Origin of the sequence: Staphylococcus sp. Ze2 (genome assembly GCF_048568365.1) — a bacterium.
In the GTDB taxonomy this organism is placed as follows: Bacteria; Bacillota; Bacilli; order Staphylococcales; family Staphylococcaceae; genus Staphylococcus; species Staphylococcus xylosus.
The window spans coordinates 115,019-139,081 of record NZ_CP183486.1 but is presented as its reverse complement, the minus strand read 5'-3'; the positions used below and the strand labels follow the sequence as shown (position 1 = coordinate 139,081).

General features: G+C 31.1%; 27 protein-coding genes, 2 pseudogenes and 1 riboswitch. Of the genes and pseudogenes, 21 read left to right on the top strand and 8 right to left on the bottom strand.

What is annotated here, in order from left to right:
• The first annotated feature begins 4 nt into the window (after window positions 1-4).
• From ACM591_RS00650 to ACM591_RS00635, 4 genes are all read left to right on the top strand, one after another.
• Window positions 5-637 (top strand): 4'-phosphopantetheinyl transferase family protein, encoded by a 633-nt coding sequence (locus ACM591_RS00650; RefSeq protein WP_051664362.1) that lies wholly within the window; start codon window positions 5-7, stop codon window positions 635-637.
• A gap of 11 nt (window positions 638-648) precedes the next feature.
• On the top strand, window positions 649-1,344 hold the full coding sequence (locus ACM591_RS00645; protein WP_029378819.1) for a thioesterase II family protein: 696 nt from the start codon (window positions 649-651) through the stop codon (window positions 1,342-1,344).
• 240 nt (window positions 1,345-1,584) lie between these two features.
• On the top strand, window positions 1,585-1,827 hold the full coding sequence (rpsR, locus tag ACM591_RS00640) for a 30S ribosomal protein S18 (RefSeq protein ID WP_002484306.1): 243 nt from the start codon (window positions 1,585-1,587) through the stop codon (window positions 1,825-1,827).
• A gap of 630 nt (window positions 1,828-2,457) precedes the next feature.
• Entirely contained in the window at window positions 2,458-2,700 is a 243-nt protein-coding gene (locus ACM591_RS00635) for a hypothetical protein (protein WP_029378820.1), read from the top strand.
• A 159-nt stretch (window positions 2,701-2,859) separates the two neighbouring features.
• Here the strand turns inward: ACM591_RS00635 and ACM591_RS00630 are convergent, their stop codons facing one another.
• Together ACM591_RS00630 and cstR are read right to left on the bottom strand one after the other, a co-directional pair.
• Window positions 2,860-3,615 (bottom strand): sulfite exporter TauE/SafE family protein, encoded by a 756-nt coding sequence (locus tag ACM591_RS00630; protein ID WP_029378821.1) that lies wholly within the window; start codon window positions 3,613-3,615, stop codon window positions 2,860-2,862.
• A complete protein-coding gene (cstR, locus tag ACM591_RS00625; protein ID WP_019468539.1) occupies window positions 3,615-3,875 on the bottom strand; it encodes a persulfide-sensing transcriptional repressor CstR in 261 nt (86 codons plus the stop codon). The genes ACM591_RS00630 and cstR overlap by 1 nt, the downstream gene beginning before the upstream one ends.
• 137 nt (window positions 3,876-4,012) lie before the next feature.
• Between cstR and ACM591_RS00620 the strand changes: the two genes are divergently transcribed.
• From ACM591_RS00620 to ACM591_RS00595, 6 genes and pseudogenes are all read left to right on the top strand, one after another.
• Window positions 4,013-5,080: a DsrE/DsrF/DrsH-like family protein gene (locus ACM591_RS00620; protein ID WP_029378822.1), complete on the top strand. Its 1,068-nt coding sequence runs from the start codon at window positions 4,013-4,015 to the stop codon at window positions 5,078-5,080.
• 30 nt (window positions 5,081-5,110) lie between these two features.
• Window positions 5,111-6,445: a persulfide dioxygenase-sulfurtransferase CstB gene (gene cstB / locus ACM591_RS00615; RefSeq protein WP_326026916.1), complete on the top strand. Its 1,335-nt coding sequence runs from the start codon at window positions 5,111-5,113 to the stop codon at window positions 6,443-6,445.
• Between the two features lie 16 nt (window positions 6,446-6,461).
• Window positions 6,462-6,694: pseudogene (locus ACM591_RS00610) on the top strand (pyridine nucleotide-disulfide oxidoreductase); the annotation flags it as partial.
• A pseudogene (locus ACM591_RS00605) lies at window positions 6,682-7,274 on the top strand (AAA family ATPase); the annotation flags it as partial. The pseudogenes ACM591_RS00610 and ACM591_RS00605, both read left to right, overlap by 13 nt.
• 323 nt (window positions 7,275-7,597) lie before the next feature.
• Complete coding sequence (locus ACM591_RS00600; RefSeq protein WP_029378825.1) at window positions 7,598-7,786, top strand: hypothetical protein; 189 nt, start codon at window positions 7,598-7,600, stop codon at window positions 7,784-7,786.
• A gap of 323 nt (window positions 7,787-8,109) precedes the next feature.
• Window positions 8,110-9,417, top strand: a complete 1,308-nt coding sequence (locus ACM591_RS00595; RefSeq protein WP_029378826.1) for an N-acetylmuramoyl-L-alanine amidase — start codon at window positions 8,110-8,112, stop codon at window positions 9,415-9,417.
• A 76-nt stretch (window positions 9,418-9,493) separates the two neighbouring features.
• Here the strand turns inward: ACM591_RS00595 and ACM591_RS00590 are convergent, their stop codons facing one another.
• Together ACM591_RS00590 and ACM591_RS00585 are read right to left on the bottom strand one after the other, a co-directional pair.
• The gene (locus ACM591_RS00590; RefSeq protein WP_029378827.1) at window positions 9,494-10,066 is read right to left on the bottom strand and encodes a hypothetical protein; all 573 of its coding nucleotides are present in this window, start codon (window positions 10,064-10,066) and stop codon (window positions 9,494-9,496) included.
• 220 nt (window positions 10,067-10,286) lie between these two features.
• A complete protein-coding gene (locus ACM591_RS00585) occupies window positions 10,287-11,153 on the bottom strand; it encodes a LysR family transcriptional regulator (RefSeq protein WP_029378828.1) in 867 nt (288 codons plus the stop codon).
• 143 nt (window positions 11,154-11,296) lie between these two features.
• Between ACM591_RS00585 and ACM591_RS00580 the strand changes: the two genes are divergently transcribed.
• From ACM591_RS00580 to ACM591_RS00565, 4 genes are read left to right on the top strand one after another with little or no spacing between them, the layout of a single operon-like run.
• Window positions 11,297-12,451, top strand: coding sequence for a PrpF domain-containing protein (locus ACM591_RS00580; protein WP_029378829.1), 1,155 nt, complete (start codon window positions 11,297-11,299; stop codon window positions 12,449-12,451).
• A 4-nt stretch (window positions 12,452-12,455) separates the two neighbouring features.
• Window positions 12,456-13,454, top strand: a complete 999-nt coding sequence (locus ACM591_RS00575) for a Bug family tripartite tricarboxylate transporter substrate binding protein (RefSeq protein ID WP_042363423.1) — start codon at window positions 12,456-12,458, stop codon at window positions 13,452-13,454.
• 20 nt (window positions 13,455-13,474) lie between these two features.
• Window positions 13,475-13,960 (top strand): tripartite tricarboxylate transporter TctB family protein, encoded by a 486-nt coding sequence (locus tag ACM591_RS00570; protein WP_278197767.1) that lies wholly within the window; start codon window positions 13,475-13,477, stop codon window positions 13,958-13,960.
• An 18-nt stretch (window positions 13,961-13,978) separates the two neighbouring features.
• Window positions 13,979-15,475 carry a tripartite tricarboxylate transporter permease gene (locus tag ACM591_RS00565; protein ID WP_326026204.1) on the top strand — a complete coding sequence of 499 codons (1,497 nt, stop codon included), beginning with the start codon at window positions 13,979-13,981 and terminating at the stop codon, window positions 15,473-15,475.
• A gap of 180 nt (window positions 15,476-15,655) precedes the next feature.
• On the opposite strand, the gene ACM591_RS00560 is transcribed toward ACM591_RS00565, so the two are convergent.
• Both ACM591_RS00560 and ACM591_RS00555 read right to left on the bottom strand, forming a co-directional pair.
• Complete coding sequence (locus tag ACM591_RS00560; protein ID WP_029378833.1) at window positions 15,656-16,960, bottom strand: TrkH family potassium uptake protein; 1,305 nt, start codon at window positions 16,958-16,960, stop codon at window positions 15,656-15,658.
• Window positions 16,961-17,110: 150 nt separating this feature from the next.
• Window positions 17,111-17,851, bottom strand: a complete 741-nt coding sequence (locus ACM591_RS00555; protein ID WP_037557271.1) for a poly-gamma-glutamate hydrolase family protein — start codon at window positions 17,849-17,851, stop codon at window positions 17,111-17,113.
• 263 nt (window positions 17,852-18,114) lie between these two features.
• Between ACM591_RS00555 and ACM591_RS00550 the strand changes: the two genes are divergently transcribed.
• The 3 genes from ACM591_RS00550 to merA all read left to right on the top strand — a co-directional run bounded on the left by ACM591_RS00550 (window position 18,115) and on the right by merA (window position 20,485).
• Window positions 18,115-18,519: an SRPBCC domain-containing protein gene (locus ACM591_RS00550; RefSeq protein WP_029378834.1), complete on the top strand. Its 405-nt coding sequence runs from the start codon at window positions 18,115-18,117 to the stop codon at window positions 18,517-18,519.
• Window positions 18,520-18,741: 222 nt separating this feature from the next.
• A complete protein-coding gene (hypR, locus tag ACM591_RS00545; protein ID WP_029378835.1) occupies window positions 18,742-19,176 on the top strand; it encodes a redox-sensitive transcriptional regulator HypR in 435 nt (144 codons plus the stop codon).
• Window positions 19,163-20,485: a hypothiocyanous acid reductase MerA gene (merA, locus tag ACM591_RS00540; RefSeq protein WP_326026205.1), complete on the top strand. Its 1,323-nt coding sequence runs from the start codon at window positions 19,163-19,165 to the stop codon at window positions 20,483-20,485. The genes hypR and merA overlap by 14 nt, the downstream gene beginning before the upstream one ends.
• A 386-nt stretch (window positions 20,486-20,871) precedes the next feature.
• On the opposite strand, the gene ACM591_RS00535 is transcribed toward merA, so the two are convergent.
• Entirely contained in the window at window positions 20,872-21,051 is a 180-nt protein-coding gene (locus tag ACM591_RS00535; RefSeq protein ID WP_029378837.1) for a hypothetical protein, read from the bottom strand.
• 258 nt (window positions 21,052-21,309) lie between these two features.
• On the opposite strand from ACM591_RS00535, the gene ACM591_RS00530 reads away from it, so the two are divergent.
• Window positions 21,310-21,735 (top strand): GNAT family N-acetyltransferase, encoded by a 426-nt coding sequence (locus ACM591_RS00530; protein ID WP_225489324.1) that lies wholly within the window; start codon window positions 21,310-21,312, stop codon window positions 21,733-21,735.
• A 41-nt stretch (window positions 21,736-21,776) separates the two neighbouring features.
• Here the strand turns inward: ACM591_RS00530 and ACM591_RS00525 are convergent, their stop codons facing one another.
• The gene (locus tag ACM591_RS00525) at window positions 21,777-22,001 is read right to left on the bottom strand and encodes a hypothetical protein (protein ID WP_029378839.1); all 225 of its coding nucleotides are present in this window, start codon (window positions 21,999-22,001) and stop codon (window positions 21,777-21,779) included.
• A gap of 289 nt (window positions 22,002-22,290) precedes the next feature.
• Window positions 22,291-22,389, top strand: a riboswitch (guanidine-I (ykkC/yxkD leader).
• A 50-nt stretch (window positions 22,390-22,439) separates the two neighbouring features.
• On the opposite strand from ACM591_RS00525, the gene ACM591_RS00520 reads away from it, so the two are divergent.
• From ACM591_RS00520 to ACM591_RS00510, 3 genes are all read left to right on the top strand, one after another.
• Complete coding sequence (locus ACM591_RS00520; RefSeq protein ID WP_029378840.1) at window positions 22,440-22,766, top strand: DMT family transporter; 327 nt, start codon at window positions 22,440-22,442, stop codon at window positions 22,764-22,766.
• A complete protein-coding gene (locus tag ACM591_RS00515) occupies window positions 22,766-23,080 on the top strand; it encodes a DMT family transporter (protein WP_029378841.1) in 315 nt (104 codons plus the stop codon). The genes ACM591_RS00520 and ACM591_RS00515 overlap by 1 nt, the downstream gene beginning before the upstream one ends.
• Window positions 23,081-23,395: 315 nt before the next feature.
• Window positions 23,396-24,022: a LysE family translocator gene (locus tag ACM591_RS00510; RefSeq protein WP_058625897.1), complete on the top strand. Its 627-nt coding sequence runs from the start codon at window positions 23,396-23,398 to the stop codon at window positions 24,020-24,022.
• Window positions 24,023-24,063: the final 41 nt, after the last annotated feature.

The window sequence follows — 24,063 nt, the reverse complement described above, 5'->3', positions numbered from 1 at the left end:
GAACGTGAAAAAAACGATATATGTATTAAATACACAGGGTTATGATTATCAGAATCTTAAGAGGCATCCTCAATACTCTAAATGGTTTAAGTATTATTGTGTACGAGCGCATTCAGGAATGCAATTTGAGCATATTCAATTTGGTGAAAATGCACATGGTAAACCAATCTTAAATTCACCTAAAGAGACACATATCAATGTGTCTCATACAGATGGTTGTTCAGTATGTGTTGTGAGTGACACGAATGTGGGCGTAGATGTGGAAAAAATTGAAACTATAGATTTAGATATTGCAAAAAAATACTTTGCATTATTAGAGTATCGATACATTAATGATGCACAAAGTTCAATTTCTCGATTTAATCGCTTTTTTGAAGTGTGGACAATGAAAGAGTGCTATTTAAAATTACTTGGTATAGGCATGTATAAAGCATTAGATTCTTTTTCTATTACACCAGTTCAAGGACGTTATCAACTTGTTGAAACTGAAGATGAAATGATGCATCGGTGTTCATTTTTTCATGATATTGTGTATGGGAAGTATGCATTATCAGTGATTTTAGATATAGATAACCATGATTTAGATGTAGAATTATTAGATATAACAAAGAATTTTAATACAGAATTTATACTTTAAGGGGCGAGTATATGGTTAAAACGACATTATTTTGTATACCATTTGCAGGTGGAAATAAAGCATTATATTATCCAATGAAGAACAATTTACCAAGTTATATTCAATTTAAGCCATTAGAATTACCAGGACGTGGTGAAAGATTAGTTGAAGAGGCGTTAGATAGCATTGATGATATGGTAGATGACTTAGTAAAGCAAATTATTAATGAAAAACCTGAAGAATTTATTCTATTAGGGTACAGTTTAGGAACAATATTAGCATATGAACTTTATTATAAATTGGATCAATTAGGTTATCGACCAAAGCATATGTTCCTTTGTGCGAGTGAACCAATTGGGTATTTGGATAAATATAATGATATAGAAGCCATGAATGATGAAGAATTCAAACAGTTTATAAGAGATAAAGGTGGCACATCGGAAGAAGTATTAAATCATGAAGAGTTATGGCAACTAGTGAAACCAGCATTGAAGAACGACTTTCTAGCAATTGATTATTATTGCGATAAGCCTAAGGAAAGACAAGTAGATATTAATTTGTCAGTATTTGTAGGGAAAGAAGATTCCATTTGTGCTCATACTTTATATAAATGGTCAGATCTGACAAAAGGTAAAGTAGATTATCGATTCTTTGAAGGTGATCATTTCTTTATAAATAATCATTATAAAGATATAAGTGAAGAAGTAAAATTAGTACTTAATGGTTAAATATTTAATTTATTTCAAGTTTAGTGAGTTTATTTATTCTGAACGTGTTGACAAATAGTCCATAATTTTATAAGATTAATATTACACATGCACACACACGCAAAGATTTAATACAATGTTTCACACGCATTCTAAATCTTTTACTAATAGAAAATAAAAACACATGAATCATAATAAATGATTAATAAACATTAAAACTAGACGGTATTTAAAAAAATAAATTAAAGGGAGGCAGTTACCATGGCAGGTGGACCAAGAAGAGGCGGACGTCGTCGTAAAAAAGTTTGTTATTTCACAGCAAACGGTATTACACACATCGACTATAAAGATACAGAATTATTAAAACGTTTTATCTCAGAACGCGGTAAAATTTTACCACGTCGTGTAACAGGTACTTCAGCTAAATATCAACGTATGTTGACATTAGCTATTAAACGTTCTCGTCATATGGCATTATTACCATATGTTAAAGAAGAACAATAATAGATATTGTATCTGAAAACCCCGTAGGCATATACCTACGGGGTTATTTTTGTTTTATTAGTATTAATACATATAAAGCTTAGTATTTTAATAACGAATAATAGTGAAAAGACAAGCGATTTTTATCGATTGTTAAAGATGAATAAGCTAGAAAACTATAATTGTAATGGTTTATAATATTAAATAATACATAAAAGATGAATAAAAAAATGGATTAAATAATATAGGCGTGGCAAAACTAATTTTTATATGTTACGCTATACACACGAAGTACCTCCAGTACTTCATCCGTGATAAACCACCTTTCGAGGTGGTTTATTTTTGGATTTTGGTCGTGGTATTTACGTCGTTTAACATCTTTTTTGTGTCTTGCATACTAAAGATGTTTGAGCTTTTGAGATAATTTATATTTTACTTATACAAGTATTTAACTTATAATAATTTTGCACGTCTTAGGGCGTGAGTGATTAAATGGGTCAATCTCTTATGCGTCCTATGACGTGTAGGGGAACGCAACTCCTTTAATCCTGTGGTCCTCTTAATAGAGGGCCTTTTTTTAAAATTAAGCTTTATTTAATATAGCCAACATATTATAATGGATACAATGTAATATGTTAGGAGGAAAAGTTTATGACAATGCAAAAATTCACTGATATACAAAAAGAACGTATCATAAACATTATTGAGTTAAAGACTACAAACAAAGGTATTTGCAATTGCGATAACCCTAACATGAGAGTATTGGATGGCCAATACTATTTACCATTATTATCTGCTACTTATGGCAATGAACCCATTACGTTGATCAATGTTTTGTGTGAAAATTGTGGTAGATTAAGAACATATTCAAAAGATTTCTTTGAAAATAACTAACTTTTTACAATGTTTAAACTATTACACATAAATATAGATAATAAACGGACGACAAACCATTTGCTAATTTTAGCGTCAATATACTTGCTATATGAGAAGGTTTTAACTTTATAAATAAGAAAGAGAAGTACAAATATTAGTTGTACTTCTCTTTCTTATTTATAAAGCAATTTGAATAATTGCAATAATAATTAAAGTACTGATAATCCACTTTTGTACAAAACTAGGGACTCTTTTGCCTAATTTTAACCCTAATGGAGCAAAGATAATACTTCCTATTATTAAAAATAACGCGTCTTCTAAAGGAATGTAACCTTGTATAAGTTTAATGATAAAGGCGCCAATTGAAGATATAAAAGCAATTACTATACTATTAGCAGCCACCGTATTCATTGGTAATTTGAATAAAACTAACAATATAGGAATAATAATAAAAGCGCCGCCTGCTCCAACTATACCTGAAATGATACCAATGAAAAGACCAACCATAACTAATAATGGTTTGTTAAAGGAAGACTGATTTAAATTCGGTTTTACGTTAATAAACATTAAAATTAATGCGAGTAAAGCAATGATGATATATATCGTATTTACAAATGCAGCATTAAATAAATTTGCTAGGAGTGCGCCTAACATGCTCCCTGTAATCATACCTCCACTCATATAAATAACTAATGACGGGGAGAATTCTGTTTTTTTTCGCGCTTTTAATGACCCACTTAAAGTACTGAAAAAGACTTGACTGGAAGTAAGTCCTGAAGCGATGTATGCACTGTATGCAGGAACACCAAATAGTGGCGGTAATAATAAAATAGCTGGATAAATAATGATAGCACCACCGATACCTACTAGACCCGAAATAAAGCCTCCGAACACCCCAATAAGTAACATCATAATAACAGTTGAAATATCCATTATTTACTTTTTACCAATAAGTTAACGGCTTCATTAATCAATTCTTCTGAATTTTCACCATTATCCTCTGCTGCTTTTACACATTCTATTAAATTTTCACTAATGATAATTCCCATCAAACGTTGGATTGAACTTTTTGATGCACTGATTTGAGTAATGACATCTTTACAATCTTTTTCTTCTTCCATCATTTTAATAACGCCATTGAGTTGCCCTTGTATTCTATTAATACGATTAATCATTTTTTTATCATAATGCATAGTTATTTCCTCCACTTTTAATTGATTAAAATCATAATAATAGATAGAATCGAAAATGTCAAATACCCCATATGGTATTTGACACGGTGTAAACAAACAGTTAATATACCCCTATAGGTATTTATTAGGAGGATATTATGAAACAATATAACGAAAACCATATCAACAATTTCAGTAAACAAGAATTAGAAAAATTGGGTGCACAAGGTCAACTGATTGACGTAAGAACACAAGAAGAATATGAGCTAGCACACATAAATGGTGCGACATTACATCCTGTAGATAAGATTAAATCGTTTAATAAAGGTAAAAACACAACCTATTTTGTACACTGTAAAAGTGGTACTAGAAGTACTAAAGCGAGCGAGTATTTAGCTGAACAAGGCTACGATATCGTTAATTTAGACGGTGGCTATAAAGCATATGAAGCAAAAAACGAAGATAATAATACATTAGAAGAAAATACAAATGTAGAAATTAAAGCAGAGCGTAAACAACTTAACTATAGTGGTCTTCAATGTCCAGGTCCAATTGTAAACATCAGTAAAGAAATGAAAAATATTGAAGTAGGCGAGCAAATTGAAGTTACAGTGACTGACCCTGGTTTCCTTAGCGACATTAAAAGCTGGGTGAAACAAACAGGACATACGTTAGTTGAATTGGATGAAAGTAATAATGGAATTAATGCTATCATTCAAAAAGAAAAACCAAAAGACTTACAAGTGAATCATACTGCTAAAGGTACGACAATTGTACTATTTAGTGGAGAGTTAGATAAAGCAGTGGCAGCAATGATTATTGCGAATGGTGCTAAAGCTGCAGGAAGAGATGTAACCATCTTCTTTACTTTCTGGGGACTTAACGCGTTGAAAAAAGAGCAAACAGTTAACGTTAAAAAGAAAGGTGTCGCAAAAATGTTTGATTTTATGTTGCCAAAAACACCTTTGAAAATGCCACTCTCTAAAATGAATATGTTCGGTTTAGGTAATATCATGATGCGCTACGTAATGAAAAAGAAAAACGTTGATTCATTAACATCACTCATTAATCAAGCGATAGCTCAAGATATTAAATTAATCGCATGTACCATGAGCATGGATGTCATGGGCATTACAAAAGAAGAATTAAAAGATGAAGTTGAGTACGGCGGTGTAGGCACTTATATAGGTGATACCGAAAATGCGAATCATAATTTGTTCATCTAATTAAATCTATTAATAAAAGGAGTTTTTATTATGTTTTTTAAACAATTTTACGATAATCATTTATCTCAAGCATCTTATTTAGTTGGCTGTCAACGTACAGGGGAAGCAATGATAATTGACCCTGTACGTGACTTAACAAAATATATGGAAGTTGCAGATAACGAAGGTTTTAAAATTACACAAGCTGCAGAAACACATATTCACGCTGATTTTGCTTCTGGTATTCGAGATGTGGCAGAACGTTTAAACGCCAAAATATATGTATCTGGAGAAGGAGATGATCAATTAAGTTATAAAAATATGTCTGAACAAACACATTTTGTTAAACATCAAGATATTATTCATGTAGGTAACATTAAATTAGAAGTATTGCATACACCTGGTCATACTCCTGAGAGTATCAGTTTCTTACTCACTGATGAAGGTGGCGGCTCAAGCGTTCCAATGGGCTTATTTAGTGGTGATTTTATTTTTGTAGGTGATATCGGTAGACCCGATTTACTAGAAAAATCAGTTCAAGTCGAAGGTTCTACAGAAGTTAGTGCGAAACAAATGTATCAATCTATAGAAAGTGTTAAAGGTTTACCAGATTATATTCAAATTTGGCCAGGTCACGGTGCTGGAAGTCCTTGTGGTAAAGCATTAGGCGCCGTACCAATGTCTACGCTAGGTTATGAAAAAATAAATAACTGGGCATTTAGTGAAACTGATGAAACTAAATTCATTGAAACATTAACATCAAATCAACCAGCGCCACCACATCATTTTACACAAATGAAAAAAATTAACCAATTTGGTATGGAATTATATCAACCATACAATGTTTATCCTAGTTTAAGCAATGAAAAAATAGCATTTGATCTTCGTAGCAAAGAAGCCTTTCATGGTGGTCATACTAAAGGGACAATCAATATTCCTTACAACAAAAACTTTATTAACCAAATCGGTTGGTATTTAGATTATGAAAAAAGTATAGATTTGATTGGTGATAAATCTACCGTTGAACAAGCAGCGCATACTTTACAATTAATTGGTTTTAATAATGTAACAGGTTTCCGTTTGCCAAAAGCAGAAGTTAAAACGCAATCCATTCACAGTATGGATATAACCGGTAAAGAAGAACATGTACTGGATGTGCGTAATGATGAAGAGTGGAATAATGGGCATTTAGATCAAGCAGTCAATATTCCCCATGGTAAATTATTAAATGAAAATATTCCACTTAATAAAGAGGATAAAATATACGTACATTGTCAGTCGGGTGTTAGAAGTTCAATCGCAGTGGGTATCTTAGAAAACAAAGGATTTGAAAATGTTGTAAATATTAGAGAAGGCTATCAAGATTTTCCAGGATCATTAAAATAATTTGAGGGTGTGGAAAATCAGTAAGCATTATCAAATTGTTATTGTAGGTGGCCGTACAGCAGGTATTACCGTGGTATCAAGACTATTAAGAAAAAATCAAAGCTTAAAAGGAAAAATAGCACTTATAGGCCCTGATGAATATCATTATTATCAACAGTTATGGACTTTGGTTGATGCTGGGTATCGAGTTTAAAAAGTTCTCGTAAAGATATGAAAAGTGTTATGCCTGAAGGTAATCAATGGATAAAATATTTTATACTGCACCAGCAGAAAACAGACAAAATTAAGAAATGATTTATAGAGTATCACTGCAAGTATTGATTTGGGTCAAAAAAGCATGTTGTAAATAAGTATGGACATGAACATAGTAAACATTATAGTGATATGTTTAAATATATTGATTTAATTATAGTAGATGAGATTGACCGCATTAAAGTGCAACATTTAGAGCAATTAAGGGCTATTTATGATGAACATAATTTAGCAATGATATTTATTGGTATGCGAGGTATAGAGAAAAAAACTATCTCGTTATCCTCAACTATATTCGCGTATAGGTTTTGTACATGAATTTGATAATCTAAGTAAAGACGAGACGCATCACATATTAGAATATAAGTGGTAAGATTTAGGATTTGATTTAAAACTCGAAGATTTTACTGATTATGAGGCAATAACGACGATTATTAAAATTACAAAAGAGAATTTTAGTCTGATCCATCGCTTATTTTCGCACATAGACAGAATTATGGATATAAATGGTTTAGATAAAATAAGTACAGAAGTCATAGAAACAGCTAGAGACAGTTTAGTTATAGGTATTCGATAATAAAAAAGCAACGTATTTTAATATAGTGCGTTGCTTTTTTTATTTATTAAGTAAAGTCATTATCATATACCAAGTAAAGTGACATTTTAGCATTTGGTTTGTTTTTTTATCTCTCAAAACTCAATGTATGTTGAAAGTAATGAAATATTACTTTGCGTTTTTGGAGATAATAAAAAGGGTAGCATACTATAAAGACTACGCAAATAACCATTCCCCTATTTAACAGTTTACTGAGTAACTATTTCTAATTTAATTGTTCATGAAGTATTTAAAAAAACAAATAAGTATAATCATAATTTAATAAAGTGTGTGAGGTGATGAAGATGGCTGTATTAGCATTAGTTTTACATTTAGTGTGTCTATTATTAGTCTTAATTGCAGGTTTTGTGGCATTAAAAGAATTTAGAAAATCGTATAAAGAACGTAACCAAAGAAAAATTGATACTTTACTTGTGTTTGTACTTATAGTTGCATTAATAGCAATACTATCAAGTGTAATTATCGATTTATAATTTTTGAGCTTGGTACCAAATGGCAATCGCCAACATGCATCAATGGAAGCTTTATGGCCAATAAACTTATTGATAAACAAATGTAAGATAAGTAAATGTAGTGAGAGTAAGATGATGAAGTCAAAGATATTTGTGATTTCATAATCTTACTCATTTTTATTATATTTAAAACACTTAATATATAGAATGTCTAAAAAATAGTATGAAATAATAAAGCTTTTTGTAAAAATTTGAATAATATTATAAACTGTAAGAATTAAGATGTATTAATTAATATAGACGTTGCGATAAAATAGTGTTCTATAATAAAAGGAGTGTTTTAAATGAAGTATAGGTTAAGTTTATCATTAATAGTAGCGACGAGCTTAGTACTAAGTACTACCGTAGCATATGCACAGGAAGATAATGGAAAGCAAACGGCAGAAAAAGATAAGAAAGAGAATACAAGCAAGCCAATCGATTTTGATAAAGCACAAAAGATGAGTCCTCAAGCTTTAAAAGAACAACTAACACCTGAAGATTTACGATTACATAATAAGGTTGCAGAACATAATTCTAATTCAGTAGAAATGCGTAGTTTTGCAAATAGATCTTACCAAGACGTAAATACATATATTGCAAATAATAATATTAAACCAGCGCAAATCGTTCAAGATTCACGTATTAATAATTTACCAAAATATAATTATAAATCAGGAAAATTTATAGGAGTCGTTATACATGAAACAGCTAACCCTAATAGTACGATTGAAGGCGAAGTAAACTATATGTATAACAATTATCAGAGTGCTTTTGTACATGCTTATGCTAGTAGTGATAAAATTATCCAAACAGCACCAAGTGATTATTTAGCTTGGGGTGCAGGCGCAAATGCAAATCCATATTTCTATCAAATAGAGTTGACGAGATCAAATACATTTGATGGTTTTGCTAAATCTGTAAATAACCAAGCTTATTTAGCAGCTAAAATGTTGAAACAAAATGGACTAGCGCCATCATTGGCAGATAATAATCAAGGTACAGGTACAATTATTAGTCACAACGCTATTAGTCAATATTGGGGTGGCACGAATCATACAGACCCAGTAGGTTATTTCAACCAGTGGGGATACAACATGGACCAATTTTATAGTTTAGTTCAAAAACATTATAAAGAACTAAACGGTGGTGGTAATGATGACGCAATAACTGGCTCAACTTACAAAGTGGCTAAAGGCGATACATTATACAGTATTTCAAGACGAAGCGGCGTAGCAATTGATGACATTAAGAAATGGAATAATTTAAGCAACAATACATTATCAGTAGGACAAACATTAAAATTAAAAGCACCAAGTAATAGTGGTGAGATAACCGGAGATACGCATAAAGTAGTCTCTGGCGATACGTTGTATAATATTTCTAAAAGAAGTAATGTAAGTGTTGAAAATATCAAAAAATGGAATAACTTGAAAAATGATAGTATTAGCAAGGGGCAAACACTGTATTTAGTGAAGACATATACTGTGAAGAAAGGCGATACGCTGTATAGTATAGCTAAAAATCAAAAGACAACAGTAGACAAAATTAAATCCGACAATAAGTTGGATTCAAATAGTATTAAAGTAGGACAAATATTAAAAATTAAATAAGAAATGAAGCAGATTAGTAAGCAAAAAGACACTCCACCATTAGTTGATATTAGCAATGGTGAAGTGTCTTTTTTGATTATTTTTCGTTTATTATACCATCGTTATCTCTATCTTTAGATGAATCATAACCTCGCATATCTTTTGTTATTTCGCCAGGCTTAGGTACGTCGACATCTCGAGTATTTGGTAAATCATTTTTTTCTGGAGCATCAACTTCTGGTGCATTAGTATCAGGTGTGTCGATATCTGTGTTTGAGTTGTTTTGTTGATTTGTGCTGTCATTATAGTTGCTAGATGGTTGGCTTTGATTATTATTATAAGTATTGCCATTATCATTAGCGTTACTATTTTCGCTATTTTCAGAAGCATTACTTGGCTCTTCGTAATTATTGTCATTTGATTCTTGAGAGCCATTTTCTTGAGTATTAATATCTTCGTTTTTGCTATTATTAGTGTCGTGATTTTTATTCACTTTCTCTTTATCTTTCTTTTTAGCATCAGAATTTTTTTGAGTTTCTTTTTTGATACTATCGTTATTATTTTCTGTATAGAAGAAAGCACTGCACCCGCCAATCAATAATATAATAAGTAAAATTACAACTAAACATCCTAAGCAACCGATACATCCATTCTTTTTATTATCGTTCATCTCATTCTCCCTTAATATTAATTCACATTTTATTGAACACAAAAATATAAATTATTAAATATATTGTACTGCATTTTAGTTCTGAGTGTAAATTTATATTTTTATGTGTAAGAGTAGAGCATATTTGATTAAGTTAGATAGAAGTGAGTAACAACATATAATTGAATTAAAGTATAATATTTATATGAAATGCATCGTTGTTCTATAATCATAGAGTACATTAAAATTCTAAATTAACATCCTTCATGAAATTGTAAAATGCTCTCACTACGGTATTATTAAGATATTGTTCTTTTAAAATCATATCTGTATTTCTAATGATATAGTTATTTTGTTGGTCTAAGCATGGTATTTTAGACAACTTATCATCATCTCGTAATAAAATGCCAGGCAAAATAGAAAAGCCTAAACCATTTTGGACAAATTCCTTACTTGTTTCCATATTGTCTACATTTATTGTAATAGAAGGTGGCTCTATAAATTTTCCAATCCACCAATCATCTATTAACTTATTTAGAGATGTATCGGTGTTATAATATATTCTGGGTAAATGAGGTAAATCAGTTATATCAATTGGATGTTTTGAGACGACATAAATCTTTTCTTTCATTAAACGAATTTTCTCTGACGAAAAGCTATAATCTCCTCTTAGTATGCCTACTTGAGAATAGTCATTATGGACAGATTTAAAAACCTCTTCGCTCCAACCAGTATTAACATCAAATTCTACTGCTGGGTATTTTTGACTAAACTCCGACAAAATTTTAGGAAGTTGATATCTTGAAAATATACTAGAAGCACTTAATCTTAATATACCTTGAACGGTATTTTCTTGACTTATTAGATCTTCTTTAAGTTTTTGATTATCTTTTAACATGGAAATTGCATAGTTTACAATCATTTCTCCTTGAGAAGTGAATACGACTCCTTTTTTATTTCTATGGATAATCTTCACATTAAATTCTTGTTCAATCTTATTAATTCTGTACGATACTGCAGGTTGTGATGTTCTCAGTGTTTTGCTTGTTTGTGTGATGTTTTTGCATTTAAATAATTCTCTTAAAATCTCCCAATCCATACTATCCATATATAATCCTCCTACAATTTTTTTGCATTATAAAATATTTTGATGACGAAACATAAAAAAGTAATATTTTATTTATCGAATATATATATATATACTTTATATAAGTTGACTGAATATTTCAATAATTAACAAGGGGGCATACTATGAATACTACAAGTTTAAAAATCCCATGTGTTCTAATGAGGGGAGGAACTAGCAGAGGTTTGATTTTTAAAGATACTGACTTACCTATAGATGAAAAATTGAAGGAAGAAGTGATTTTAAAAATTTATGGCAGCTCTGCTAACGGGCAGATTGATGGTATTGGCGGAGGTACTTCCGTTACTAGTAAAGTAGCAATTGTAGGTATGACGGATACAAATGATAGTGATATTTACTATAATTTCGGGCAAGTTGGAATTAATCAAAAAAGCATAGATTACAATGTTACTTGTGGTAATATGGCGTCGGCTGTAGGTTTATATGCAGTTGAGGAAGGTCTCGTAAAGAGAGAAGATGGTGAAACAACTGTTAGAATTTTAAATACAAATACAAATAAAATTATGGAAGTACGTGTTCCTGTATATCAAGGTGAAATCAAAAGTGTAGGTGATTTTTCAATTTCAGGTGTTGAAGGCACAGGAGCAAAAATTACGGTAAGTTTTATTGACTCATCTGGTGCATTTACTGGAAAATTATTGCCAACTGGAAATTTAGTTGACTATATTAAAATGGATGAAACTACATATAAAGTTAGTATATTGGATACTGGCAATATTGTTGCTTTCGTCAAAGCTAGCGATTTTTCTCTTGAAGGATTTGAATTAGCAAAGGACATCAATGAGCGACAGACTTCAACAGCAATTGAAAAGCTTCGGGTTAAGGTAGGTATTTTATTAGGATTATTTAGCGATGAAGATAATGTAAATCATGAATTGGAAGCATTACCAAAAATAACATTAGTCAGCGAACCAAAAGACTATATAACAGAACAAGGCAGTTTAATTAAAAAGGAAGATATTAATATAATAGGAAGATATATTTCTATGGGCAATTTACATCCAGCTTTTGCTGTTAGTGGCTCTATATGTTTGGCAACCGCTTGTAAAATTCCGGGGACAGTTCCCGCTGATGTTTGTCAAAAAAACGCACTAAACACAATAGAGATAGGACATCCTAGTGGTACCATTTCGTCTGAAGTTTTCATACAAAAAAATGAAAGTGCTTACAAACTGATTAAAGGAGGCACTGGTCGTACTGCTAGAAGAATCATGGAAGGAAATGCAGTTATTCCAATATCTTTAATGGATGGGAAGTGAAAATATGAGTAAAAAAAAGGGGTTACTCATCATTACATTGTCAATATTATTAGCAAGCTGCAGTGCAAAAGGAAATACTGGTAGTCATATAGATAAAGAGGCAATTAAAGCGTATCCGAATCAAACAATCAATATGATTATACCTTTTGGTGAAGGGAGTGCTAGTGACGCTTTTGTAAGGCAATATTCTCAGATTCTTTCCGAACGCTCTAATGTCAATTTCCAACCGATTAATAAGGATGGAAGTAGTGGTTTGTTAGGGATGCTATACACGTTTCAACAAAAAAATGATGGCTATAATGTGTTAGAGATTACACCATCTCAAGTAATTGCTGATAATTTAGATAAAAGTGAAAAGGTTAAGTTACTAGATGATTTTGAACCACTAGTACAAATTCAAAGCGATATCTATGTATTATCTGTTGCTGAAGATAGCCCAATCAAAAATTATGATGATTTAATTGAAAAGGGCAAGAAGGATAAACTTACGATTGGCGGGACAAGTTCGACAGGTTTAGATGACTTCGCAACTAGCAAATTTAAAAGCGAAGCCAATATAAATAGTGAATTTATTCCTTATAAATCAGGATCTGAAGTGAAAGCAGCAGCATTAGGTGGAGAAGTAGATGTATATCTAGATAAAGTTGTGAATGTTGTAGACTATGTTAAATCTAATAAAGTTAGGCCACTAGTTATTTTTAATGATGACAGAATTAATAAAATAGAAGAATTTAAAAGTGTACCTACTACAAAAGAAAAAGGTTTAGATGTAGATATTGGTTCATGGAGAGGTTTTGTTATCAAAAAAGGCACACCAGAAGCAGTCAAGAAACAGCTGACGAAACAATTAAAAGAGGCTTATGAAACTAAAGAATATAAAGAATATGCTAAAAATAATTTGGTTGATATAGGTGAGGGCTATTTAGGTCCTGATGAATTTGAGAAAAAGTTAGAAAAGGAGTATGAAAAATTCGATGAAATTTCAGATGATTTAGGCATTTAATCATGTAACGGGGGGATTATATGGGAAGTATATTATTTTGTTTCATTTTACTAATTATATTTATATATTTTTTGATTAACTCAATAAATATGGAGAATTTAAGAGACGTTGACCCAATTGGCGCGTCGGGCTTACCAACTTTTATACTTTTTATTCTAGTTGCATTACTTATTTATACATTAATTAAAGAGGTTGTTAAATATAAGAAAAATAAAGAAAAAACAAAGCATAATGCGCTATTTACTAAACCAGCGCTCATTATAATGATTATAACTGTAGGCATAGCGATATTTATTTTAGTGTTAAATAAGATGGGATTTTTCTTATCATGTTTATTTTTAACGCCTCTATTATTAGTATTATTAGGCTCAAAAAATAAGATTCAAATTATTAGTTTCTCTGTAGGTATTCCAATACTTTTTACGTTCCTATTTGGAAACATACTAAGTATACCACTACCAAAAGGGATAGGAATTTTTTCTGAAATTAGTAATTTTATATATTGAGATATGGAGGTGTAATGAATGAATATAAGCTTATTGAAAGATTCTTTTTTAACGATAATTGAACCTACTAATATCATGTTAGTTGTATTAGGTTTGTTAGTTGGAATATTTTTAGGTGCATTGCCAGGGATAGGAGCTTCTATGGCGATTGTATTAGCACTACCTTTTACTTATTTCTTAGATGTGTTGCCTGCTATTGCATTATTATCAACAATTTATGTTGGGTCAGCTTATGGAGGGTCTATTACCGCTATTCTATTTAATACGCCTGGGACACCAGAAGCGGTAGCTACGACTTTCGATGGTTATCCTATGTCTCAGCAAGGAAAGTCGAAAAAAGCTTTGGGTTTAGCAATTAGTAGTTCAGCATTCGGTGGTATCTTTGCAGTAATTTTAATGTTTTCGCTGGCTTCTATACTTTCAGAGGTCGCGTTTAAGATACACGCTTCAGAATATTTTGCTTTAGCCATTTTAGGTATGACCGTCATTTCTGCTTTAGGCACCAGTAATATGGTTAAAGCTATTATATCAGGGCTTATTGGTATTTTTATTTCTACTATAGGTTTAGATCCATTAACAGCTACAGATAGATTTACGTTTAATACTTTAGAGTTGATGAATGGGATTGACTATATCCCGATTATGATTGGGGCATTTGCGTTAGGAGAAGTATTTTCACAAATTACTAATAATAGTCCACAAAATCTAAATACATCCTCAAAATTATCGCAAGGTATGTTCAAGTTTAAAGACTTTTTTGTATATAAATGGACTGCTTTAAAATCAGCAACAATAGGTAGTCTACTTGGTGTGCTGCCAGGAACAGGAGGGTCTATAGCCTCATTTGTGAGTTATGGAGTAGCTATGAAAATAGATAAAAATCCAGAAGAATTTGGAAAAGGGAAAGCAGAAGGTGTAGTTGCACCTGAAACATCTAATAATGCGGCAGCCGGAGTTTCAATGATTCCTACACTAATTCTTGGAATACCAGGTAGTCCAACAACTGCGGTAATATTAGCAGCTTTAGTACTTCAAGGTGTACAGCCAGGACCACAACTTATATCAGATCAACCTATACTTTTATATTCAATATTTTTAGCAATGTTATTCGCAAGTGTCACGACATTGGTTGCTGGTAGAGCAGGTGTTCAAGTATTTACATTATTGTTAAAAGCGCCCTATAGCATTATAGCAACATTCATTATTATACTTTCTCTACTTGGTGCCTATGCTACAAACAATGACTTATTGAACGTTTGGATTATGTTATTATTTGGTGTTGTAGGATATTTAATGAAAATATATCATTTTTCAATTGCTTCACTAATTTTAGGAATTGTACTGGGGCCTTTGATGGAAACATCATTAAGAAGACATTTGTTAATTAACAACGGAGACTTTTTATCATTATTCCATTCTCCAATTACAGTTATTTTATTAGTTATTAGTATTCTAATCATTGTAGTACCAATTATTATGGATAAGAGAAAAGCAAAATCATCGAACTCTAATTAAGTTCTTTGAATAAAAATAATAGTTTTAAATGACTATTCTAAGCACTAAAAAAACAAAAATGATGATTTCCATCTAAATAAGTTGGAAATCATCATTTTTGTTTTTGGCTATATAATTATTATGCAGTTTATTAAAATTGTAAAATTAGCTTTCAATAACCGTTTGAGTTTGTTGCATTAACTATAAATGTACATTGCCTTTAGCGTAATAGAATAATGATTTCTTTTCAGTAATGAACAATTGAACAAACGTGAGAATACCAATTTTTCCAATTAGCATCGTGGCAATAATGATGATTTTCGTGGCTGTATGATAATCCAATGTAAAATTCATGCTCAATCCTACAGTGCCAAAAGCTGAAATAACCTCAAATAATACAGTTGTGTATGGCGTGTGTGGGTTGAGCATACTGACTATCAGAGAGACGCTTAAGACAAATATAGTAGCACAGAGTGTAATTGTAACGGCTATATTTAAAGTTCTATTTGAAATGGATCGTTTAAATATGGAAGGATGCGTTTCATTTTTTAGTGTACTGGTAATGAACAATAGAGTTAAAACTAAGCTTGTTACTTTAATACCACCAGCAGCACTAATAGGAGCCCCACCAATAAACATTAACAGCATCATCATCATTGAAGTCGGTGCAGTGATTTGTCCAATGTCTACAGTGTTAAATCCAGCAGTACGTGTTGTGACAGATTGGAAGAATGAAGCTCCAATTTTTTCAGGAAGCGATAAATGATTTAATGTAGCATGATACTCTAAAATGAAAAATATTATAGAACCTAAAATAATTAATATAAGTGATGTGCTTAGCACAATCTTAGAATGTAATTTTAAGTTTACTAATTTTTGAGACATGATTAAATCAAAGAACACTAAAGGGCCGATGCCTCCCATAATAATGAGTAACGGGATAGTAATTGTAATAATTGGATCGTTAATCGTATTCATTAAATTATCTTTGAAAAGAGCAAAACCTGCATTATTAAATGCAGAAATTGATGTAAACATACTTAAAAATAAGCCTTGTCCAAAACCGTATTTAGGAACGAATGAGAGGGCAATAAATACTGCTCCTAAGATCTCTGTTGCGACACTGTATAGTACAAATTGAAGAATAAGGCGTATAATTCCTCCTGGTTTATCAATATTCCACATGGCCATCGCTAGATAACGATTTTTTATACTAATTTTTTTATTAATTAATATGAAGGTTAATAATGTGACTGTCACAATACCAAGGCCACCGATTTGAATTAAGAGCATAATAATAAGGTCGCCCAACCAATTGAATTGTGTTGAAACATCAACAGTTGTTAGTCCTGTTACTGTAAAGGCACTTGAAGCTATGAAGAATGCATCTATAAAATCAATGGGCTTTTTGCCGGTAACAGGTAAGTATAAAAGTACTGCGCCAACTAATGTTGTAATTATAAAAAGTAAAAGGTAAAAATACAAAGGCTTATTTAATATTTTCATTAGGTCATTTCCTTTACTGATTTTAATAAACAGTATTTTATACCTATTGTTTTAAAAAGCAAGTAAATGTAAAAGAAAATCTTTTGAAAAAACAAGTATGCAGAAATGCCTTCATAAATAAAAGGGTTCTGGATACTATTGTAATTAACTTTAATTTGTTTGTTGCTTGATACCTTTAGTAACGGCTTCAGCAAAATCATAAATAGATTGTCTGTAGTTATTAGTGTTTTCACGTGTTTTTCTGTTGAAATCTCCATTATCAAAGAAAGATTTACGATATTTTGTTGAAATTTCTAATTGTACACCAGATCCTGTGTCATTTTTATTGATGATGTTGTTATTAGAATCACCATTTACATAATTGGGACTTTGTTCAACATTAAATCCTTCCTTTTCTAATTCTTTTTGGATGGATTGAGACATATCTTTATCTTTTCCACCAATATAGACTACTTTTTTCTCGTCTCTAATTCCGTGAATAGAAATAGACTCGTTAGACTTATAAATCATATCTTTAAGTTTAGGATCGTCAAAACTAGTTGAAGTAATATGCAGCTTGGCGTTGTTAGATTTTAATAATCCTTCAAAACTATATAAATTAAAATTCCCTTTTTTAGAAATGATTTTTGCTAATTCAGAGGTCCCCGGTTCAATTCCACCGCCATGAATAGCAGTAATCAATATATCTTTATTGTTTGTTGTCTTTGTATTAATCTGCCAATCACGGCCTTCTGTTGTATCGGCTGTAAGATCTGAAAAATTTTTATAGTAATCCTGATTTTGTGGTTGATCATTTTTCCAGACATATAAAATATATAAGGAAGTTAAAATTACACCTACTATAAGTAACATGATCAAATAATATAAATAAGAATGGATTATATTTTTCATAGAAATCTCCCTTGATTTTATAGTTGCGATGTTGAAATTATAACAGAAATTAGCATAACACCGACTGATAGGTTTTTTACAATTGTATTACTATTTGAGTATTTAACATTTACAATCTTAATAAATATAATTTTATAATTCATAATATTTAGTGTGTAATTTTCTGAATTTCATAATGACATGTGCTTTGTGACATTAGTTCAAAATGAATATAATGGAAGTGGAAATTTTAGTATCTAACTTGAAGAGAGGGTGTGTGTAACTTGGATATCGTTACAAAAATGCAAGTAAACGTACCGAAAGAAAATGTGTTTGAAGCTTTTGTAAACCCAAATCAAATTGGAGGTTTTTGGTTTTCTTCAAGTTCAGAAAGATGGGAACAAGGTAAAACCATTACCCTATGTTATGAAGAATATAACGCAGAATTAGAGGTTCAGATAAACAGCATAGAGGACAATAAAAGTATTGAATTTATATGGGGAAATCATCCTGTAACAATTGAATTTGAAGGTATTGGTGAAAGTACTGTAGTAACTACAATTGAAAAAGATTTTGATACACAAGATGTAGAGCAATTATTAGGACAAAAAGAGGGATGGGTTTATATGCTTAGTTGCTTAAAAGCATATTTAGAACACAATGTAAGTATTCGAGCTGCAATATTATAATAATTGTAAAGTTTTAAAAAATTAATATAGAGTAATAAACTCCCATATTTATTAAAGATTTGGAAGCAGGATAGAAATCTAATTATTTTTTGATTTTTATCCTGCTTTATTTAATAACATAAAGTTATTTGGGAATATAGTAATTGTAAGCAAATAACTTTGCTGTTAAATTGAGAGAAGTTATAATGTAATTATTAAAGTTACAATTAAAAGGTGATGATTATGAATTTAGAGTTTAATATTGCGGTACATCTTTTGACCTTTTTAGTGAAACATCCGGGAGAACGATACTCAAGTGGTGAATTAGCAGAACGCATTTGTGTTAATCCAGTGCAATTACGACGTGTTACTAGAAAGTTAAATGAACAGCGATATTTGGATGCTACCCGTGGTAAGTTCGGTGGTTACCAATCAAATCAATCAACGAATGATGTAAATCTTGCAGATTTATTTGTATTATTCAATGAAGAAAAATCAGAAGGTAGATTATTTACTGGAGATGAGGATAGTGATTGTGAAATTTCCAAGGAAATAGGCCACACAATGTCTCTATTTCATCAAAGAGAGCAAGACTTATTAGTGACATATTATAAAAATATTACGATAAAAGATGTATTAAAAGATATATTAAAGGGGGATTCTCATGAAACAGTTTGACTTAATCATTGTAGGATTTGGTAAAGGTGGAAAAACGCTAGCGAAATTTGCTTCTGCACAAGGTCGAAAAGTAGCAGTTATTGAAAAATCGAAAAAAATGTATGGAGGTACATGTATCAATATAGGTTGTATTCCATCCAAAACACTAGTACATGAAGGACTGGAACATGGTTCTTTTGAGCAAGCATTTTCAAGAAAAACAGATGTTGTCAATGCATTAAATAGTAAGAATTATCATAACTTAGATGATGATGACAATATAGAGGTGTTAGATTATACTGCTAAATTTAAATCTAATCATGAATTAAATTTATTAAATGATCAAGATGAAATTGTAGGAACTATTGGTGCAGAACAAATCGTCATTAATACAGGGGCTAAATCTATGATTCCAGCAATCGAAGGTATTGATTCTTCGCAATATTTATATGATTCAGAAGGTATCATGAATTTAAAATCCCAACCTAATCATTTAGTAATCGTTGGTGGGGGGTATATCGCATTAGAATTTGCCGCAATGTTTGCGAATTTTGGTACACAAGTAACTGTGTTAGAGCGTGGTAATGATATTATGACTAAAGAAGATAAAGATATTGTTGCTGAGGTCAAAAAAGACTTAGCAGACAAAAATGTGAATATCGTCTTAAATGCAGATACTAAGAAATTTGAGGATACAGATAAGGGGACGATTGTGCATACAACGAATGGTGAGTATGCTGCTGATGCTGTACTGATAGCAACAGGACGTAAACCTAATACTGACTTAGACCTTCAAAATACTGATGTGAAAATTGGTGACCATGGTGAAATTATAGTGAATGAATATTTACAAACAGATGCATCCAATGTTTATGCTTTAGGTGATGTCAAAGGTGGCATGCAATTCACATATATTTCATTAGATGACTTCAGAATTGTAAAAGAGCAATTGTTCGGGAAAGGCAAACGTTCTACGGAAAACCGTGGGGCTGTACCTTATACAGTATTTATAGATCCACCATTAGCACGTGTTGGATTAACAGGAAAAGAAGCGAAAGAACAAGAGTATGATATTATAGAAAGTGCTATACCTGTTAATTCAATCCCTAGACATAAAATAAACAATGACGGTAGAGGATTATTTAAAGCAGTGGTTAATAAAGATAATGAAGAAATTTTAGGTGCATCTCTATATGGTTTACAATCAGAAGAAATTATAAACTTAATTAAATTAGCAATAGATCAAAAATTATCTTATAAAGTATTAAAAGATAATATATACACACATCCTACAATGGTAGAATCGTTTAATGATTTATTTAATATGTAGGAGATAAAAGGAATGTCTGTACTACGATATAGATATAAGTGAGCTAACTCGTAATGGGTCAACTCAGACTTTGGTAGCAGTTTTTTGTGCACGCTTTCCGCGGTCATTGCCTTAGCCTGTAGTCTTCGGCTAGTGGTCTTTCCGCAGGAGTCGGCCCAAATCACTGCCAATATTACACTGAAAAGATTGTAATATGTAAGTCTAACAGTGGCGGTGTTTATTATGTTGAATAAATCGATTGATAAATGAGCCAGCCTTGATCTAAAAAATCATTACTATTTTGAAAAGCAATTATAGAAATATAAAGAGAGCTAACCTAATGGGTTAGCTCTCTTTATATTTTTTGACATATGGATTAAACATTTTAGTAGGATTAATTTCAATCGTTATGCAACAATCACTCTAATGATTTGTCCTACGAAATAGAAAGCGCCAACGATAATACATACAACCCCGATACTAATATAACTTTGTTTTTTAGAAACACCTTCTTTTTTAGAAGTACGTTTATTCAAAATGAGTAACACAATACCAACAATAATAAGAACAATTGAAGCTATCCACATGATGTGTCCCTCCTTGATTTATATTTATTAAAAGTTGTTTATTATGTATTTACCCATCAATTACTAAGTAGTAACCTTATCAATCAAAGCAATTTTAGCATGAATATTTTGAGAAGTAGTAAACTAGATATTTGAATGAAATTATTAAAGATAAATTAATCATGTTAAAATGAAGATAAAGAAAATAAGAAATTAATAGTGCCGAAATTAGATTATAATATAAAGTAGATAATTGTACGGTAGAATTGATTGGATGGTGTGGTAGTGAATATTGATTATGAATATGAGTTAGATATAAAAGATGTAGATGAACTTATTCAAATTTATCATGATAACGATTGGGCAGGGCATGATCAGGAAAAAGTGATTACAATTTTTAATACGGCAACACATGTAATTATTGCAAAATATCAAGGAAAAGTTATTGGGTTTGCAAGGGCGATGTCGGATGGTGTTTTTAACGCGGCAATTTATGATGTAATGGTAGATGTAGCACATCAAAACCAAGGTATCGGTCAAGAAATTATACGAAACATATTGGTGTATTTAGGAGAGTTGTCTTGCGTTCATCTAGTTGCAACGACAGGATATGAGGGCTTTTACAGGCAGTTAGGTTTCAAGAATTTAAAAACAGGTATGGCTGTATATACTAATGAGAAATTAAAAGATGAGTATACTGTTTAGTAATTAACAGCTATACTCATCTTTTTGGTGTGTAATCTAGATTATAAAATATTGTGACTCACGTCCTCATAAGAATAGTTTTTAAGTAAAGAACAGCCTAATGGATGCTGACCATTGTCTACGTAATCATTAATTTCTTCGAGAACATCTAAGATTTCATATTCAGGTGTTGTAACATCAAATGTGTATTTGAATACTTGTTTCTTATCTGATAACACTGTGGCAATGAGTTCGTCATTGTGCATCTTGTAATTAAGAAGTTGCATAAAAATCCCTCGCTTTTAATAAATTTTTGAACCTAGTAACAAAGTGAATTAATTGAGAATAAATTTCAGTAATTTCGCTCTAGATTGTAATTGTTATTATCTAATACATAGTATACATTAAAATTAATCAAATGTAGAGGGTTTAGGCTTAAAAAATCGTAAAATTTAAGTGAAAAGTACATGTAAGCGTGTACTTTAGCACTTTGTAAATTATAATAATTTTAAATTAGGGTCTTAGAAAGTAATTGTTGAAAAATATAGTGTAATTTGATAAGATTTACTGAATTAAATAAATACTTTCTAGGGTTCCGCAATGATATAACTTGGTCTGGTCCGAGAGAAAGCCGCATTTTTATATGTGACACGGAAGGATAAAAGCCTGGGAGATAGTAGTTAACGCTATCTCTCGGGCTTTTTTATTTTTAAGGAGGGTTTGTTATGAATTGGTTGAAAATAATTATTGCTTCGGTATTTGAGGTTGGATGGGTCATCGGATTAACGCATGCAACATCAGTAATTGAATGGTTACTTACAATTATTGCTATATTTCTAAGTTTCTATTTATTAATTAAAGCATCAAAGTGGTTACCTGTGGGAAGTGCTTATGCAGTTTTTGTAGGATTAGGAACTACTGGTGTGACAGTATTTGATTTTTTATTTTTCGATGCCTCTTTAAACATGATTAAAGTTATTTTGATATTTATGTTATTAGGTGGAGTAATCAGTCTGAAATTAGTGACATCAAGTAAAGGAGAAGAAGTATAATGGCTTGGATATTATTAGTAGTTGCTGGTCTTTTTGAAATGATTGGCATTACTTTTTTAAACGCATATGTAAATAGTGGCAAATATCGTGCATTAATAGGCTTAGTTAGTTTCTTTAGCCTTAGTTTTTTTGCATTATCAATAGCAATGTTTGAATTACCTATGAGTACAGCATATGCAGTGTGGACTGGCATAGGTGCTGTGGGTGGCGCATTAGTAGGGATGATCTTTTATAAAGAATCGAAAGATATCAAGAGAGTGATATGTATTTTAGTGATTTTAGGCAGCACTGTAGGTTTGAAATTAGTAAGTTGAAATGATTTGAGGTGAAGAAGCGGGTGTTATTATGTGTAAACAAATTTGTGAAAGTGAAAGGAGTGATTTTGTGTATATGCCCTATGTTAAGAGGTGAGAATTCTAAAAATAAAAAAATAGACGACACATTAGTGTCGCCTTAAGAGTAATATGTTCATGAATATAAAAGACTAGTAGTCGGTTTCCAACTACAATCTTAATATATCATAGTTAAGACTATATCTTCAATAAAAAAGACGGTTAAAATATGAGATTATTCATGTTGCAGGCACACATTGTAATTGATACGATAAAGCATGGAAGTGGGTGTTTGATATGGAAGGACTTGCAGCTTTTATTACAATTACTTTGATGATTATTATTGTACCTGGTCCAGATTTCTTTGTAGTAATGAAAAATTCCATTACTTCTGGAAAAGGCAATGGCGCTATGACAGCTTTAGGTATTACATCTGGACATGTACTGTTCTCATTATTAGCAGTATTCGGTATCATATTTATTTTGGCAAATATGTACTATGTTTTCGTGACTATTAAAATATTAGGTGCATTCTATCTGATTTATTTAGGGATCAGAAGTATTATTAGCGCACGACAGGGTATGAACTTTTCTACGTCTCAAATGAAAGCTCAAAAAATTAGTTATTTGAGTTCTTATAGGCAAGGTTTATTAAGTACGATGTTGAACCCTAAAGCATTACTTTATTACATAAGTATTTTACCTCAATTTTTAACTACAGGAGAAGGAGTAACGTCTCAGGTTGCCATATTATCAACAATTGTTACAACTGTTATTCTGTTGTGGTTTGTATTTTGTGTCTATATTTTCCAATATATTAAATTATTATTTGCTAATAGAACTGTAAAGGCAATTTTTGACTATACAGTTGGTGCAATATTGATTGGTTTATCACTTAATTTATTATTCAGTAAAAGTAGTTAAGTATTAAATCAAAATGATCTGATTCTCTAGAAGTTAATGCA

Bases quoted from the DNA above. Each gene is read 5' to 3' on its own strand.
- ACM591_RS00535 (WP_029378837.1), bottom strand. From the start codon at position 21,051: ATGTGGATAGCTTCAATTGTTCTTATTATTGTTGGTATTGTGTTACTC.
- ACM591_RS00620 (WP_029378822.1), top strand. From the start codon at position 4,013: ATGAAACAATATAACGAAAACCATATCAACAATTTCAGTAAACAAGAA.
- ACM591_RS00565 (WP_326026204.1), top strand. From the start codon at position 13,979: ATGAATATAAGCTTATTGAAAGATTCTTTTTTAACGATAATTGAACCT.
- ACM591_RS00525 (WP_029378839.1), bottom strand. From the start codon at position 22,001: ATGCAACTTCTTAATTACAAGATGCACAATGACGAACTCATTGCCACA.
- ACM591_RS00555 (WP_037557271.1), bottom strand. From the start codon at position 17,851: ATGAAAAATATAATCCATTCTTATTTATATTATTTGATCATGTTACTT.
- merA (WP_326026205.1), top strand. From the start codon at position 19,163: ATGAAACAGTTTGACTTAATCATTGTAGGATTTGGTAAAGGTGGAAAA.
- ACM591_RS00630 (WP_029378821.1), bottom strand. From the start codon at position 3,615: ATGGATATTTCAACTGTTATTATGATGTTACTTATTGGGGTGTTCGGA.
- ACM591_RS00520 (WP_029378840.1), top strand. From the start codon at position 22,440: ATGAATTGGTTGAAAATAATTATTGCTTCGGTATTTGAGGTTGGATGG.
- ACM591_RS00515 (WP_029378841.1), top strand. From the start codon at position 22,766: ATGGCTTGGATATTATTAGTAGTTGCTGGTCTTTTTGAAATGATTGGC.
- ACM591_RS00590 (WP_029378827.1), bottom strand. From the start codon at position 10,066: ATGAACGATAATAAAAAGAATGGATGTATCGGTTGCTTAGGATGTTTA.
- ACM591_RS00560 (WP_029378833.1), bottom strand. From the start codon at position 16,960: ATGAAAATATTAAATAAGCCTTTGTATTTTTACCTTTTACTTTTTATA.
- ACM591_RS00580 (WP_029378829.1), top strand. From the start codon at position 11,297: ATGAATACTACAAGTTTAAAAATCCCATGTGTTCTAATGAGGGGAGGA.
- rpsR (WP_002484306.1), top strand. From the start codon at position 1,585: ATGGCAGGTGGACCAAGAAGAGGCGGACGTCGTCGTAAAAAAGTTTGT.
- ACM591_RS00570 (WP_278197767.1), top strand. From the start codon at position 13,475: ATGGGAAGTATATTATTTTGTTTCATTTTACTAATTATATTTATATAT.
- ACM591_RS00510 (WP_058625897.1), top strand. From the start codon at position 23,396: ATGGAAGGACTTGCAGCTTTTATTACAATTACTTTGATGATTATTATT.
- ACM591_RS00585 (WP_029378828.1), bottom strand. From the start codon at position 11,153: ATGGATAGTATGGATTGGGAGATTTTAAGAGAATTATTTAAATGCAAA.
- ACM591_RS00575 (WP_042363423.1), top strand. From the start codon at position 12,456: ATGAGTAAAAAAAAGGGGTTACTCATCATTACATTGTCAATATTATTA.
- ACM591_RS00635 (WP_029378820.1), top strand. From the start codon at position 2,458: ATGACAATGCAAAAATTCACTGATATACAAAAAGAACGTATCATAAAC.
- cstB (WP_326026916.1), top strand. From the start codon at position 5,111: ATGTTTTTTAAACAATTTTACGATAATCATTTATCTCAAGCATCTTAT.
- cstR (WP_019468539.1), bottom strand. From the start codon at position 3,875: ATGCATTATGATAAAAAAATGATTAATCGTATTAATAGAATACAAGGG.
- hypR (WP_029378835.1), top strand. From the start codon at position 18,742: ATGAATTTAGAGTTTAATATTGCGGTACATCTTTTGACCTTTTTAGTG.
- ACM591_RS00645 (WP_029378819.1), top strand. From the start codon at position 649: ATGGTTAAAACGACATTATTTTGTATACCATTTGCAGGTGGAAATAAA.
- ACM591_RS00600 (WP_029378825.1), top strand. From the start codon at position 7,598: ATGGCTGTATTAGCATTAGTTTTACATTTAGTGTGTCTATTATTAGTC.
- ACM591_RS00595 (WP_029378826.1), top strand. From the start codon at position 8,110: ATGAAGTATAGGTTAAGTTTATCATTAATAGTAGCGACGAGCTTAGTA.